General features: G+C 32.4%; 19 protein-coding genes and 2 pseudogenes. 12 read left to right on the top strand and 9 right to left on the bottom strand.

Annotated features, from left to right (window positions below; all coding sequences use genetic code 11):
- Positions 1-304: 304 nt before the first annotated feature.
- Entirely contained in the window at positions 305-898 is a 594-nt protein-coding gene (locus LIS78_RS28845) for a TetR/AcrR family transcriptional regulator (RefSeq protein ID WP_168760813.1), read from the bottom strand.
- Positions 899-1,045: 147 nt separating this feature from the next.
- Here LIS78_RS28845 and LIS78_RS28840 point away from each other — a divergent pair, with 147 nt between their 5' ends.
- Positions 1,046-2,041 (top strand): NADPH:quinone oxidoreductase family protein, encoded by a 996-nt coding sequence (locus LIS78_RS28840; protein ID WP_252285507.1) that lies wholly within the window; start codon positions 1,046-1,048, stop codon positions 2,039-2,041.
- 463 nt (positions 2,042-2,504) lie between these two features.
- Positions 2,505-2,903, top strand: coding sequence for a hypothetical protein (locus LIS78_RS28835; RefSeq protein WP_098602815.1), 399 nt, complete (start codon positions 2,505-2,507; stop codon positions 2,901-2,903).
- Positions 2,904-2,923: 20 nt separating this feature from the next.
- Here the strand turns inward: LIS78_RS28835 and LIS78_RS28830 are convergent, their stop codons facing one another.
- Entirely contained in the window at positions 2,924-3,127 is a 204-nt protein-coding gene (locus LIS78_RS28830) for a hypothetical protein (protein WP_098602816.1), read from the bottom strand.
- A gap of 140 nt (positions 3,128-3,267) precedes the next feature.
- On the opposite strand from LIS78_RS28830, the gene LIS78_RS28825 reads away from it, so the two are divergent.
- Positions 3,268-3,429 carry a hypothetical protein gene (locus LIS78_RS28825; protein WP_176544074.1) on the top strand — a complete coding sequence of 54 codons (162 nt, stop codon included), beginning with the start codon at positions 3,268-3,270 and terminating at the stop codon, positions 3,427-3,429.
- A gap of 65 nt (positions 3,430-3,494) precedes the next feature.
- Here the strand turns inward: LIS78_RS28825 and LIS78_RS28820 are convergent, their stop codons facing one another.
- Positions 3,495-3,803: a hypothetical protein gene (locus LIS78_RS28820; protein ID WP_098602817.1), complete on the bottom strand. Its 309-nt coding sequence runs from the start codon at positions 3,801-3,803 to the stop codon at positions 3,495-3,497.
- Between the two features lie 247 nt (positions 3,804-4,050).
- Here LIS78_RS28820 and LIS78_RS28815 point away from each other — a divergent pair, with 247 nt between their 5' ends.
- Positions 4,051-5,295 (top strand): MFS transporter, encoded by a 1,245-nt coding sequence (locus tag LIS78_RS28815; protein ID WP_098288016.1) that lies wholly within the window; start codon positions 4,051-4,053, stop codon positions 5,293-5,295.
- 78 nt (positions 5,296-5,373) lie between these two features.
- Here the strand turns inward: LIS78_RS28815 and LIS78_RS28810 are convergent, their stop codons facing one another.
- Positions 5,374-5,802, bottom strand: a complete 429-nt coding sequence (locus tag LIS78_RS28810) for a UPF0715 family protein (protein ID WP_286676980.1) — start codon at positions 5,800-5,802, stop codon at positions 5,374-5,376.
- A gap of 154 nt (positions 5,803-5,956) precedes the next feature.
- Positions 5,957-6,463 (bottom strand): RrF2 family transcriptional regulator, encoded by a 507-nt coding sequence (locus LIS78_RS28805; RefSeq protein ID WP_252285506.1) that lies wholly within the window; start codon positions 6,461-6,463, stop codon positions 5,957-5,959.
- A gap of 209 nt (positions 6,464-6,672) precedes the next feature.
- On the opposite strand from LIS78_RS28805, the gene LIS78_RS28800 reads away from it, so the two are divergent.
- The 4 genes from LIS78_RS28800 to LIS78_RS28785 all read left to right on the top strand — a co-directional run bounded on the left by LIS78_RS28800 (position 6,673) and on the right by LIS78_RS28785 (position 9,598).
- A complete protein-coding gene (locus tag LIS78_RS28800; RefSeq protein WP_252285505.1) occupies positions 6,673-7,314 on the top strand; it encodes an FMN-dependent NADH-azoreductase in 642 nt (213 codons plus the stop codon).
- Positions 7,315-7,396: 82 nt separating this feature from the next.
- Complete coding sequence (locus LIS78_RS28795; RefSeq protein ID WP_252285504.1) at positions 7,397-8,035, top strand: FMN-dependent NADH-azoreductase; 639 nt, start codon at positions 7,397-7,399, stop codon at positions 8,033-8,035.
- Between the two features lie 71 nt (positions 8,036-8,106).
- On the top strand, positions 8,107-8,382 hold the full coding sequence (locus tag LIS78_RS28790; RefSeq protein WP_252285503.1) for a GNAT family N-acetyltransferase: 276 nt from the start codon (positions 8,107-8,109) through the stop codon (positions 8,380-8,382).
- Between the two features lie 253 nt (positions 8,383-8,635).
- Positions 8,636-9,598 (top strand): DUF3231 family protein, encoded by a 963-nt coding sequence (locus tag LIS78_RS28785; protein WP_252285502.1) that lies wholly within the window; start codon positions 8,636-8,638, stop codon positions 9,596-9,598.
- Positions 9,599-9,781: 183 nt separating this feature from the next.
- On the opposite strand, the pseudogene LIS78_RS31750 reads toward LIS78_RS28785, so the two are convergent.
- Both LIS78_RS31750 and LIS78_RS28780 read right to left on the bottom strand, forming a co-directional pair.
- Positions 9,782-10,123: pseudogene (locus LIS78_RS31750) on the bottom strand (IS21 family transposase); the annotation flags it as partial.
- A gap of 134 nt (positions 10,124-10,257) precedes the next feature.
- Positions 10,258-10,716 (bottom strand): hypothetical protein, encoded by a 459-nt coding sequence (locus LIS78_RS28780; RefSeq protein ID WP_209152397.1) that lies wholly within the window; start codon positions 10,714-10,716, stop codon positions 10,258-10,260.
- Positions 10,717-11,063: 347 nt separating this feature from the next.
- Between LIS78_RS28780 and LIS78_RS28775 the strand changes: the two genes are divergently transcribed.
- Complete coding sequence (locus LIS78_RS28775; protein ID WP_252285501.1) at positions 11,064-11,549, top strand: CBO0543 family protein; 486 nt, start codon at positions 11,064-11,066, stop codon at positions 11,547-11,549.
- A gap of 235 nt (positions 11,550-11,784) precedes the next feature.
- Here the strand turns inward: LIS78_RS28775 and LIS78_RS28770 are convergent.
- Positions 11,785-12,224 (bottom strand): annotated as a pseudogene (locus LIS78_RS28770) (transposase); the annotation flags it as partial.
- A 282-nt stretch (positions 12,225-12,506) separates the two neighbouring features.
- Positions 12,507-12,833, bottom strand: coding sequence for a YflT domain-containing protein (locus tag LIS78_RS28765; RefSeq protein ID WP_252285552.1), 327 nt, complete (start codon positions 12,831-12,833; stop codon positions 12,507-12,509).
- 222 nt (positions 12,834-13,055) lie between these two features.
- Here LIS78_RS28765 and LIS78_RS28760 point away from each other — a divergent pair, with 222 nt between their 5' ends.
- The 3 genes from LIS78_RS28760 (at position 13,056) to LIS78_RS28750 (ending at position 14,501) form a co-directional block, all read left to right on the top strand.
- Entirely contained in the window at positions 13,056-13,481 is a 426-nt protein-coding gene (locus LIS78_RS28760; protein WP_252285551.1) for a CBS domain-containing protein, read from the top strand.
- Between the two features lie 76 nt (positions 13,482-13,557).
- Complete coding sequence (locus LIS78_RS28755) at positions 13,558-13,863, top strand: MTH1187 family thiamine-binding protein (RefSeq protein WP_053488445.1); 306 nt, start codon at positions 13,558-13,560, stop codon at positions 13,861-13,863.
- Positions 13,864-14,006: 143 nt separating this feature from the next.
- On the top strand, positions 14,007-14,501 hold the full coding sequence (locus LIS78_RS28750; RefSeq protein WP_053488446.1) for a YflT domain-containing protein: 495 nt from the start codon (positions 14,007-14,009) through the stop codon (positions 14,499-14,501).
- The last annotated feature ends 137 nt before the right edge of the window (positions 14,502-14,638 follow it).

Below are 14,638 nucleotides of genomic sequence, written 5' to 3'. Positions count from 1 at the left end.
AAGTAATCCACCTATATATTACCATGAGATTCCTTTTTTTGTGAGGGCGTACCTAGAGAATTCATTATGGTAACTCGCTTTTCATATGACATGCCTAACTTTGATTATTGGATTGTTTCTACTGATAGCTTGTAACACATATGCTTGTTCTGATACAAATCCTGCGTTATCTAATCTTTATGGGAATTACATATTATAAAAAAGAACAAAGCTTCGTTTGATTTTAGACTTTGTTCTTCTTGTTTATCCTTTAAAGTATAGAAGGTAGATAGTTTAGACAGATTAAAAAAGTCAACCAGAGCATCTAATTAACTTTTAGCAAGTCTAAAAAGCTTTGATAGCAAGTCTCTTTGTAATATTGATGGGAATTTATATCTTCGTTCATTAGCCATTGAATGAGCAATCCATCTATAATAGCGCGCATGGTTTTTGAAGTGTTTTCTATATTAATATTCTGTTCAAACACTCCTGTTTTCTGACCAGAAGTAATAATGTCAGATGTAATGCCCCAACAGTTTTGATAAAAATGATGATTAATTTTTCTATATGTTTCATTTTGACCTGCCTGAGACAAGAAATCTAAATAAACTCTATAAAATTTTGCATTTTTCTCAGGGGCGACAAATACTGAGTTTACATAAGCTTTTAATTTACCCAAGGGAGTAGACTCTGAATTCACTGATGCAAGCTCATAGTTATAGATTTTATTTGTAAGCCACTCAAGGAGTTGAGATAAGGTATCTTCCTTATTTTCAAAATAATAATGGACGACTCCTTTACTAACTTCTGCATGATCAGCAATACTCTGTAAGGTAACCGAATTATAACCTTGTACTGACATAGCTTGGAAAGCTGCTCTTAATATTTGATTCTTTCTCTCTTCTGCTTTTTTCTTCATAATAAACCTCCAGCAAACTAAACCTACAAATTAGTATACAACATTTTATAAAATTTGAACAAAAATTATTCTGACCGGTCAAAAAAGTTTGACCGGTCAGAATAATAATGTATACTAGAAGTAGTTTCAAAAAGGAGGAATCACGAAATGAAAGATCAATTCAAAGCACTAGTGGTAGACAAATGTAATGATGAATTTTCAATAAATGTAAAAAATATTTCTCTGGAATTTTTGCCTAAGAGTGATGTCTTAATCAAGGTACATTATTCGGGGATTAACTATAAAGATGGGCTAGCAGGTACTCCTGATGGTAAAATCGTAAGAAATTATCCATTTATACCAGGGGTAGATTTAGTAGGTGTAGTCGTTTCTTCTAAAGATCCTCGCTTTCATGAAGGAGATGAAGTCATTGCAACAAGTTACGATATAGGTGTTTCCCATTTTGGCGGATACAGCGAATATGCCAGTATTCCAGGTGATTGGATTGTACCTTTACCTAAAAATTTGACCCTTAAAGAAGCCATTGTAGTAGGAACAGCAGGCTTTACGGCAGCCTTATCTATACAACGTCTAGAGGAGAATGGAGTATCACCAGAAAAAGGGAAAGTTCTTGTGACAGGTGCAACCGGTGGCGTTGGCAGTTTTGCGGTCTCATTTTTAAACTCTCTGGGTTATAAAGTAGAAGCTAGCACAGGGAAAGAATCGGAGTATGAGTATTTACGAAAACTCGGAGCTCATACCATTATTTCAAGGGATATGACGTATGGAGGAAAAGTTAAAGCTTTAGGGACACAAAAATGGGCTGCAGCAGTTGACCCTGTTGGGGGAGATCCTCTTTCCTCTGTTTTAAGCCAGATTCAATATGGAGGTTCAGTTGCTGTTAGTGGATTAACAGCTGGGGCAAAACTGGCCTCTACTGTTTTTCCATTCATTTTAAGGGGCGTCAATTTACTTGGAATTGACTCTGTATACTGTCCAATGGAAACACGTTTAAAAATATGGCAGCGCATAGCAACAGATTTCAAACCATCTAATTTTGAAGATTTTATCTCACAAGAAATTAATTTAAATGAGCTTCCTACTGTTCTTCCTAACATTTTAAAAGGGTATGTAAGAGGAAGAACGATTGTAAAATTAGTCTGATAAGAAATTTACATTGAGATTTCTTAATGTAAAAAATCAAGCACTATAAAGAATTTTTAAAATATTTGAGAAATACATCCAAAAAAGTTAAGGGTTAAACCCTTAGCTTTTTTGGTGCCTAGAAGCTACATTATGTTAATTCGATTTATTTATTATAATATATAGAAAAAATGATATTATATGGTTACTGAATTAGAATAGGAGAACTTATGTAATGTCTAGCTTTGATTTTGCTACACTTTTGCTTACTCTTACTGTATGGTCACCAGTGATTATACTGGTTTTACTAATAGTGGGTATTGTTCTTTATAAGAAAAATAAGAAAAGACCTTATTAATAAGGTCTTCTTATTTTCTATAACACGTTTTATGTAAACTGAAATTGAATATCATATTCACAATGTTTTTCATCCTTATATTTGATAAAATGGAATAAATAAGTAGTTATATTTAGGGGGATGAGGATGAAAAAGATATTTTTTATTGCTGCCATATTGTTTCTAATGTGTGGCTGCCAAAGTAAAGATAAGGAGCCTTTAGTTTTTACAGGCAAAAGCGATAATTGGACAGTAAAAGAGACTGTAAAGCCAATATCAGATAAAGATAAAGGCGAACCAAAGACTATTAAATTGACTTATACAGGCAAAGATAAGAAATCGGTTGGAGAGTTCAGTTTTAAATTAGAAGCACCAAACGGCCAATGGGGTGTTTCCATTATAGAGCTAGATAAAGAAGGGAAATTTGAAGAAAAAACAAATGCAATAGTCAACAGAGAAACATTGAAATCAGATAAACCTATAATAATTTTAAAATGGAATGATCAAAAAGAAGAGATTACATTAAAAAATAAAAACCAGCCATAAAGCTTATGGCTGGTTTTTATTTAGCTATCTATTCGTTTTAAAATTTTATGCTCTTCTTTTTCTGGAAAAGGTCTTACACCAAAGTAATAACTAAAAACAAAAAAGATAACAACAATTACAGCAAAAATGAGCAACTTTTTTGAATAACCTTTAGAGTCGCTTTTATTCTCAAGTTCTTCTTTATATTTTTGTTGAATTTGTTTTTTCTTGTCATCTATTTTCATATTTACTCCTAGATATAGTTTTTATCTAATTTTACCATAAAAGCCCATATTAGGTTAACTGAAGCTGTACAGAGTATTCGTTCATTTTTTATCTTTTTAATGTGATAAAATGTAATTATAAGGAAAAAAGAGATGGTAAAATGGAATTTATCATGGCTTTATTTGTTTTTCTTTTTTTGCTTGCAATTAGCTCAACTTTAAATATACTTTTGAAAATGACAGATAAAAAGGATTGGATCATCTCTTTGCTATTAAGCATGGTTTTATCGATTACAATAGTTGCAGTTTTGGGGGCAACATAAAGATAAGAAGCCATAGGAACTGATTGTTCCCACGGCTTTTTGTTTGATGTTTATATATATTAGATTTAACTGACTTCTACTTCCATGTAACGGATGCCAAAAAAAGTGTAATATGTAACGCGATAATTTTTAATTAATTTTCGCTCTACGGTGTTCCACTGATGTCCATTTGATTTGGCTTGGTAACTCTGCACCATAAATTTGTCCAATGGTCTAAGTGACCACTTTCTGAAATCTCCTTCAAGTTGTTCTACCTTTTTTCCTTCTGTTGAATTTAAATCCTCTGCTTCATTACTTATTATTCGCGGTATACCAATAGCCAAAATAGTAAAAATTCCAATGATAATGCCCCAATTCCACAAGTGCTTTTTCATCTTGGATATTTCTCCCTTTTTTATTTCATTATATTATATCTGTTGATATCCCACTAATATATTATTCTAATTAAACTATTAATCGTTCCTTGTTATATTTCTTCCTAGAAAATCCACTATGTTAACTAAATCTTTATATGTCATAAATAATGATTTTAATACTTATATTTGATAAGATGTAAATATAAGGAATTTTATGAGTTAGAAGAGTTTAAAGACTTAAAATCTTTATGAAAAGGTTGATAAAATGAAAAAATCGTTGTTCTTAAATAAAAATTTTAAAATTTTATGGACCTCTCAGATTTTACAGACGTTAGCAAATACCTTATTAACCATTTCAGTTATGGTTAATGTCTACAAGCAAACTAATTCGGTATTAGGTTCAGGTGCTGTACTAGCATTGACTTCTCTTGCAGGATTTCTAAGCAATTTATATGCTGCTAAGTATATTAATTCATTTCATACCTTAGCTTTATTGAGATTTGTAGGATGGTCTAGAGGAGTTTTAACTTTAATATTAGGTGGATTAATTGTAACTCATTTTACATTCTCATTCATTTTATTATTGATTGTTTTATTTGTATTAAATTTTATTGGGGCTTGGTATGCACCTGCTCGAATGTCTGTTATTCCTCTAATTGTAGAAAAGAAGGAATATATTAGAGCGAATGGTAGTCTATCTGTGGTTAATCAAATTTTATTGGCTGGTCTTTGGGGAGGAGGAGGTATCTTAATCTTACTTATCTCTCCGTTTGCTATGATTCTTTTAATAATGGGTTCTTTTTTTGTCTCCGGCTTTCTAATTTATAAGATTAAATTACCCCATAAAGACACTACATTAACAGTTAAGAAAAAAGCCCAACCATTGTGGAGTTCAATTTATAAATCTCCCATCCTTATAAATATTACTATTATGGACTTTTTTGAGGCTTTAGCTAATGCTATATGGTCTTCTGCTTTATTATTAGCATTTACTCATGATGTACTAGGCAAGGGAGAAGATTGGTGGGGGTTTATTAATGCGTCTTACTTCATTGGTGCTATTCTAGGAGGATTAATTGTTGTATATTTGTCAAGAATTTTAGAAATGAAAATGGGATACATTATAGCCTTAAGTGGTTTGTCTATGGGACTATTCACATTTATGTTTTCAACAACTTCCAGTGGAATACTTGCGCTTATTTTTTGTTTATTGATGGGTCCTTTATATCAAATCAGAGACACATGTCAGGTAACGGTCTTACAAGATATTATTAAACAGTCTGAACTTGCTAAAGTCACAGCTGCTCGAAACATCATACTTACTCCTTGGACAGGTGTTACCTATTTAATAATGGGATATTTAGGAGATATGTTAGGTGTGAAACTTGTTTTTATTTTGGCAGCTGCTCTATATTGTGGTTCAGCTATCCTGGCTTTGTCATCAAAAACTTTGAGGGATTATAATATCAAAACTGTAACGGAGCAAGAATCTCACTCTATAAAAGCTTAAGCACTTATATTACAAATTTCTACCCTGCCGATAATACCTGTTATGTAAATTAGTTAATTAACGAGTCAGCTTTAATTTTTAATAATAAGGATATTCGTATTTTTGCATAATGACAGAATCCCACAACCAGTATATAATCCCTGCACCGATTGCCCATACAATCATCCTCCTAGGATTAAATATTGGTGTAGACCATCCTCCCTCAAGTTTATAAAAAACATAAAGAAAAACGATTGCCACGACACAATATATTAGTAAATAAAAGATATTAAACCTTTTCGGGCACTTATTTAGAAGAAACTGCAAGGGTACTGCAGCAATAGAGTAAGGAATGAGTGTAACAAATGGAATAATGAAACATGCAATAATAGCTCTATAACTCGGTTCGATGATTACCATGAATATAGCATAAGAAACACTAGAACAAATGACTGTTAATATATGATAAGGAAAAAAATCTTTAAATGTCAATGATTGAGCACGCCCTTCTTGTCTATAGTCAAGCACGTACTGTTACTATAATGCATGAATGAAAAGGAAACAATTACTTAAGGGAGATTATTTCCGATAACACGTTTTATGTTAACTAAACCTATATAGCGTAACAGTTAATCTGTAGTCGAAATAATTAAAAAAGCACTAACTAATTCGTCAAGGCGATTCAGTTAGTGCTTTTTTTTGCGAAGTATTCTCGTGTATCTGTTCTTTGCTTCTCAGGTAAAACATGGTTAAGTTCCTTATCTAACCATGCAAGAGTTTTATGACGAAGAAATTCACGCATCTGTTCTTCTGCCTCAAGCATGACCAAATTAATTGTACAAGTAGAATTGCTGGATTCACAGGAACTACAGTCCTTGTCACGATATAATATACCGTTTTGTACAATATTTTTACATTGGAAAATAGGTTTGGGTCCTTCGACAGCTTCTATTACATCCCAAAAAGAAATCTCTTCTGGGGACTTAGCTAATCTATATCCTCCTTTTACACCAGGAACGGAACTGACAATACCAGCTTTAGATAATTTACCGAAAACTTTCGAAAGAAATGTCTCCGAAAGTCCTTGGAATTCTGCTAAATCTTTTATTCCAACACTTTCTTTTGAAGGCGTATCAATTAAATAAACAAGACAATGTAATGCATATTCAACCCCGACGCTATACTGCATATAAACTCACCTGCTTTTGGTTTTAAGGGTTATCAAATTGTATCTTAGGAGTATTTTGAGTGTTTGTCAAATAGAAGAAATCTGTTTCAGTATATTATTTTTTTCATTTGACAAAAATAATGATAGGGTTTATATTAAAGACCGAGTTAATCGACGATTAGTTTAGTCCTTAATTTAGAATTAAAATACAGATTAAAGGAGAAATACAAATGAATAAAACACTTATCATTAATGCACATCCAAAAGTAGATGATACTTCTTCATATAGCTTGAAGGTTTTTCATCACTTTTTAACAGCCTATAAAGAATTAATTCCTGATAGTGAGACAATTGAACAAATTAATCTATACAGTGATGTAGTACCAATGGTAGATAAAACAGTATTAAGTGCATGGGAAAAACAACGAAATGGACAAGAGCTAACGAGCCAAGAAAAAGAAGTAACGGACCGCATGTCTGAGGTTTTACACCAATTTAAAAGTGCAGATACGTATGTCATCGTTTTACCTTTGCATAATTTTAATATTCCATCGAAATTAAAAGATTATATAGATAATATTATGATCGCACGTGAGACGTTTAAATATACGGAAACTGGCTCAGTGGGTCTACTTAAAGACGGACGAAGATTACTTGTTATTCAAGCAAGTGGATCAATCTATACAAATAATGATTGGTATACAGAAGTTGAATACTCTCACAAATACCTGAAATCAATGTTCAATTTCCTTGGGATTGAAGATTATCAAATCATTCGCGCACAAGGAACTGCTTTATTAGATCCAAATGAGGTAGTAGAAAAAGCATATAAAGAAGTGGAAGAAGCTGCTTCAAGATTGGCTACAAAATAAAAAACACTTCATTAAAGGAAATGTCAAGTGAATTAATCATTTGACATTTCCTTAATTTAATAAAGGGAGAGTTGGGTTTAACATGGGAAAAGTTCTATACATTACTGCGAATCCAAAATCAATTGAAACCTCAGTTAGTCATCGAGTAGGGCAAGCTTTTCTGCAAGCTTATCGCCATTCTCATACAAATGACGAGATTAGAGAAATAAATTTATACGAAGAAGACTTTCCAACAATAGATAATGATATCCTTAACGGTTGGGGAAAAATGCGTAAAGACGGAATTTCCTTCTCAGAATTAAATGAAGTAGAACAACAAAAAATAAATGCTTTAAATACATTTACAGACATGATAGCGAGTGCTGACAAATATGTATTTGTATCTCCTATGTGGAACTGGGGAACTCCACCAAGATTAAAAGCGTTTATCGATTCCTTTGTAGTAGTAGGAAAAACATTTCATTACACAGAAAATGGCCCTGTTGGACATTTACAAGGTAAAAAAGCTATCCACGTTCAAGTAAGTGGCGGAACTTACTCACAAGGACCTTTTGCGAAAATGGATTATAGTCACCCATATTTAAAACAAGTGCTTAACATCATAGGTATAGATAATGTGGAAGTATTGTATGTGGAAGGGCATGAATTTGATCGAGAGAGAGCAGATGATATTATTCGCAAAGGTATATCAGATGCAGCAAAACATGCGTTGGCTTTTTAATTTTACTCCATATTAGTTAGAAGTGATGTGGAAAGTCAAAACAATTTTTTCATTATGGGAGAGAAGTTATAATGGCTACTGTTAGAAAAGCTGAAACGAAAGATATTAATCAATTAACTGAACTAATGTATGAGTATATCGTTGACTTTTATCAAAGACCAGAACCACCTGTGGAAAAAGTTCATCAACTTTTTTATACACTCATTAATCAAAAGGAAGGAGCTCAATTTGTTGTTGAAGAAGATGAAGAGTTAGTTGGTTTTTCTATAACAGTTGTAAATAGTAAAGTATTTTTAACCAAAATACTTTACTATTTACTCAAAAGAATTAAAGAGTTTTTAAGTTAACATAAATGTTGTTGTATAATCAAAATATTCACGAAGAGATAAGGTATGAAACAATAAATGCATAAAAGAAGGGATCGGCCTATTGAATCAATATCTAACATATAATTACAAAAGGTATTTCTCTAATAAAATAATTAAGAATGTATTAAAAAATTTAGTTATTAGAATTCACCTGAAAGAAAAAGGTTATGAATAAGTTAACGTGTTTTTAGAAAATATAAGTAGAGAAAATGAATTGATAGGGGTAGAAAAAATGAATGTAAATGAATTGGGTTTTCTTTGGTACTTACAATCAAGTTCTAATATGATTAACATATTTTTGAAATATCTTATTGGAACTACAGAAGATGTTGATGTGAAAGAAATTCTAAAACAAATAAACGAAATATCAACACATCAAGAACAAACAGCTAACTTAATTTTGTCTGAAAAAGGCTTTAAAAGTACCTCATTTTTCAACATCCAAGATGATTTATATAATCCAAATACGAAGTTATTTTCAGATCAACTAACTACAGAAATTCTTAAACATGTAACGGGTAACGGATTGAAAGAACTTGCATTGCAGTATTCAGAATTAACTGATTTAAAAATTAAAAAATTTTTTAAAGAACTTCTCGATACTTTTACTGAAATAGATTATTCTTTATTAGGGTTGTTAGGTGATAAAGGCATGCTACAAAATAATTCTTTCTCTTACAAAAATGCGGAAGAGAGAAAAGGGAAATTGTTCAAAGTTAAATCAACTCAGCAAAGACCACTTAATGCAGTAGAACTGTCACATATGTTTAGTTCTCTTGAATGTAATAATGTGGGGGTCGCTCTTTGTGCTGGTTTTTCTGAAGTTGTAAAGGATGAGGACATAAAGAATTTTTTACTGGAGGGAGAAAAACTCGCATTTAACCAAGCTTCTACTTTATCGAATATCTTCAGGGAGAACGGTGTCCCTACCTCAACTGGATTGGAGGCTCACGTTAATAAGATTGAAGCCTCACCATTCTCAGATAAACTAATAGCAAATTTAATTATGTTTCTAAACCCAATAGGAATAACCAATTTACAAAGTGCTATAGTAGTTAGCTATAAAAGAGATCATATAAATTTATTAAAAGAATTAATCAAGCAGGTCGAAGACTTTTCAGAAAAAGGATTTAAGTTATTAGTAAGAAAAAATTGGTTTAATGAACCTCCTCTATCTAATTGGATGCATAAGTAAAAGAATAAAAAAATAGAGGTGAAACATTATGGGAAAGTTTGTTGAATCCATAGAAGAAAACTTTAAATTTTTCCAAAAACGCTTTCAATATTGCGACGATGTAGAATTCTGAATTCTACATCCACATACATCTTGCAGCGTATCATTGACTAAGTACTTCCCGACGAATGCCAATCCCATTTAAGCTTGTTTTCCAGGTGGCGTTTCAAGCCGTAAAATTGCCTGCTTCTTTGGTTGTTGACGAAAAGGACGAAAAAAATCCCTTAATATTGTCAGTTGACCTTCATATCCCATTGCTTGTATTTCTTCTAATAAAACTACACAATTAATAGTACCTTCTTTAAGACACCCAAGTATATACGTTTTATAAAAATCTAACTTACTTTCTTTTTTCTATTTATTTACTTTTAGCTTAGACAACTGATTATCTTTTAGGTATTTACTTACGGTTTTATGATTAAAACCAGTTGCTTCTGCGATAGCTGTTTTAGTCGTTCAACCTTCTTGAAATAATTCTCTAATCATAAAAAACTCTCCAATCTTCAGTACCGTTTCTCCACTCCATCCATGATGTGGTCTTGAAATGATTGTCTGTTATTATTAGGGAATTTTGAATCGCTGTTATTGGTATTTTACAGTTGCTGATTATACTTGAATACTTAAAAGAGTTTTTTATTTAATATGTACCTTATGAAATTCCCCAAAAATATACCCAAAAAGAAAAAGATCATACCTGAAAATACCGGTCCTAATAGTATTGTAAAAATAGTCAAAGACCTAGAATAAATAATACCGACTGTTCCTAAATAAGCTCCCAAAACAAACGGAAGATAGTAAAATGGAGGATTTTCACCCTTTGCTTCTTTAACTGCATCCCACATAGCAAATACATATACGCAAGGATAAAACAATAGCCATTGATAATTAGTTACTTCAATGGCTTCGTTAACTTTTCCATTAAAGCTTAACATAATGGAGGTATTTAAATTTGAATTATAATTTATGAAAAATTCTAGGAAAATGAATGTTATACCTTTGAATATTTTTCTGTTTAATAACTGTCCAAACCCCGGTATGGCAATGCTCCAGAGTAACTTTTGTAACTTATCTTCATTCATCAATACCACTTATCCAATCAAAATTATTTTTTCTGTATTATTCTTTTAAAGTAGACAATTTAAAAGTAATAAAAAAGCAAATGCCTTTTCTAACTTAAATTGTAATAAATTTATTATTTGCAATTTGCTATTTGTTTATTTATGGTTTGTGGTTTAACAAAAATAGAATAAAAATAACATCTGGACAACAATCCTATACAGTTTTTGATACCGAATGAATGTAACCATTTGAGAAGAAATTGTCATGGCTTATACTGTTACATTTGCATGACAAATAAAAACTGTTGCATCGTAAATAATAGAGTAGCTAATACTAATTTTATGACTAAGAAAGGAGATGGAGCTATATGAGAAATAAATTAGAAAGACGATTTCTAATTTATACAACCATTATATTTTTAGGCGGCTTACCCCTGGTTTTAAAGAAAGTCAATATCAAAGATTCACTATTGATCTTGTTTATGAATGGATATACAAATGCTATCGTTGACAGGTTTTTAGTTAATCGTAATATACTTAGTTACCCTGTACGTTTTATTCCAAAAGAGTTTAAATCAAATGTTTTGTTTAATTTTTTATACTTACCAACTGTTTCTTTATGGCTGTATCAATTAACTAAAAATGATAAGCCTTTTAAAATTATATTTAAAATAGTATCTATTGTTAGTTCACTATTCCTATTTGAGTTATGGGCAGAGAAAAATACGAAACTAATTAAATGGAAAAAAGAATGGAAATGGTATTACAGCCTTATTAGTCTTAATATAAGAACGTTATTTAGTCGTTTAGTAATCGAAATTATTAACATTTTAGATAAGAAACAAAAGGATTAACCTATGCTCCTACTAGAAACAGTGATCTTGTGTCTTCCTCTTGTTTTATAGGTGGAAACTCAACTGGTACTGCTTCTTCAAACACGAACAAATCTAATTGTTCAGTTTCAAATGGGTTACCTGATGTTTCCCAGCCGATTAATGTTCAGAACAAGTCTTCATTTTCCCATCCAGTTAAGTTACCCCAAATAGAAACTTCACTCACATGAGCATGAGAAGAACTTGGGAATGCTGTTGCTTCTACCTGTTCAGACAACACCTTTGTCATATTTGAAATAGTTTGAGGCGTGTAGTGGTGACCATACATGCTCTCCATCAAATGGGCAATTTCAGCAGTCGTTACACCCTTTTGGAATATATGAATAACAAACGCTTCAAGCGTATCATTGGCTTTTTATAAGGAGCCACCGTCTGTTGCTTAAAGTCGCCATTCCGATCATGAGGAATAACGAGATGAAGTGCTCCAAACTCTGTGCGTAGCGCCCGTTCGTACAAACCATTTCGTGAATTCCCTATATTAAATCCAATACAATCATATTTTTCTTAGTCCAAAAAAGCTGTCAATTCGCTCGCTAAAAGCGTATTAACCGCATTTTCTAAGTGAGAACGGAAAAATTCCGTCACATCTTCTTTTTGGACTAGAGCTTGAACAAGATCTGTTGTAAACTGAATCACCTTTTTCTCTTAATTTAGTGTCCAGTTTATCGTACCATCTCCAAAGCAGGACCAGGACCGTCCTTTATTGAAGCTGAAGGAAATAAAAATGATTTTACCATGCAACATGTGGAAATGGTGGCTCATAATCTAATACATTTTGCAAGACTGTTGAAAAGTCATCTAATTCCTGCTGAAGGGAATTTAGTCAACAGTTAATAAAAGAGGATCCCGTTAACGGATCCTCTTTTATACTTTTACATACATTCTGTAACTATTTTGCGAAAAATCCCCTTTTTTGTATTAGCCTGCTTTGGTTGCAACTACTATTACACGTCCTTGATCTAATTCTCTTTCATATTGTTGAGCTTCAACATCCGATAATCCTAAAGATTGAATTTTAGAACGTAATTCATCTCCACGAGACCGGAATACATTGGCTACTAAATCAAATGCTCCTTGTTCTGAGACCCCAATATTGTTGGTATCCAATGCTTCTGTTAAATCTTCAGAACGATTTTTATCGTGAGCTAATAAATATAATTCATCTTTCGTATATCCTCGATTTAAAAATTGTTCAATTACCTCTTTTGCTTGAACTCCGTTTTCTACTACTCTTACATTTTTCATAAAAAAACCTCCTTTGTAATTAAATGATATATACCCGTTTTCAAGAAATGAAAATCATCTTTTTACTAACTGATAAAATGCCGTGAATTTTACCAATCCACAATTCATTTTCTTCCCATTAAAATCTAAAGCGTGTTTACTAAAACTCAAGCTTACGTTTTAGAAGATGATGTACGGGAATGAAGTGAAATAAGACGATTATTCAATAAAGGAGGAATTATTATGAACATAACAGAAGTGATGACCTCAAATGTTGAGACGTGTAACCTTAAAAGTTCTTGTGGTGAGGTTGCTACTATGATGAAGAATCTAGATGTAGGGATTATTCCCATTTGTGAAGACAATAAGCTAATAGGATTAATAACGGATCGTGATTTAGTTGTCAAAGGATTGGCCAATAATTTTAATGCGAATACGCAAATATCTGAAATGATAACAACGGATGTGATTACCGGTACAAAACATATGTCTGTAGAGCAAGCTATGGAAATCATGTCTCAGTATCAAATACGCAGACTTCCTATCGTAGAGGATGGAAAACTCATTGGAATGGTTTCTTTGGGAGATTTAGCAGTAAGTAATACTTCAAATAAAGAAGCAGGTAAAGCTCTTGAGGACATTTCAGTCCCTGCTGAACCTACTAAATAAAAACCCGGAGATTTTATCTATAAATCGTTTCTTTTTTAGTTTTAAAAAACAAGGATATGAGAAGGGAGTAAACGTTATGCCTTTGTTAGAAATAAGCATTATACCTGTTGGAACAGATTCAACAAGTTTTAGTTCAGAAGTGATTAACGCTGTAAGTAAGCTCAAGGGGAAGGAATTACATTATGATGTAACGCCCACTTCTACCATAATAGAAGGAGACCTTGAGCAATTATGGCAAGTAGCAAAAGAAATACATCAAGAGGCCATTTCAAGTGGTCCTAATCGAATTATCACAAACATAAGTATTGATCATCGAAAAGATAAGAAAACAAATATGAACCATCAAATAAATACCGTTGAGGATGCGTTACATCATAGTTAGATTAACGTAAAAAAAGGATAATTTGTTCAATGAAAGAGATTTTTAGTTTTTCTCTGTCTATAATAGCGATTATGATAAGTAGAAGTTTTAATATTTATACCTAGGGAACATGAATAATAGAAAAGGAATAGGAGGAGATGAAAATGGAACGAACTGCAAAGAGAGTTGTAGGGGTATACAAATCTGAGCAAGAAGCCATTGCAGCTGTAGAAGATCTTAAAAATCAAGGGTACGCTACACGTGACATCTCCATCATCGGGCAAGACAGTAGAGAGGTAGATAGAGTAACAGAAGAAACAGATACTGAAGTGGTTGATGGAATTGCAACAGGTGCACTAACTGGTGGAGCTCTTGGCGGGCTAACAGGTTTATTGGCAGGAGCTGGTGCACTTGCTATTCCAGGAATAGGACCGATTGTTGCTGCCGGACCAATTGCAGCCGTGTTAACTGGGGCTGTAACGGGCGCAGGAATAGGAGGTTTAACAGGAGCTCTTGTTGAAATAGGTCTTCCTAAAGATGAAGCTGAATACTATGGTAACTCAGTCAAAGAAGGAAATATCTTAGTACTTGTTGATGAAAAAGAGCAGTTTGGTAAAAATAGAGAGCAAAAACCACCTCTATCCGGAAGAATTCTTTAAATTTGAATAAAAAGTTTATGAAAAGAGCTCTCTAATAGATGAGGGGACTGCCCCCAGAGAGTGAGACAAATAAAAAAACTACTGGCATATGTGTGTCAGTAGTTTTTTTAGGTTAAATAGTACGTAGACAAGAGCCT

This window comes from Priestia megaterium (assembly GCF_023824195.1).
Taxonomy (GTDB): Bacteria; Bacillota; Bacilli; order Bacillales; family Bacillaceae_H; genus Priestia; species Priestia megaterium_D.
The sequence above is the reverse complement of the archived record's forward strand: the minus strand, read 5'-3'. Positions and strand labels throughout refer to the sequence as shown.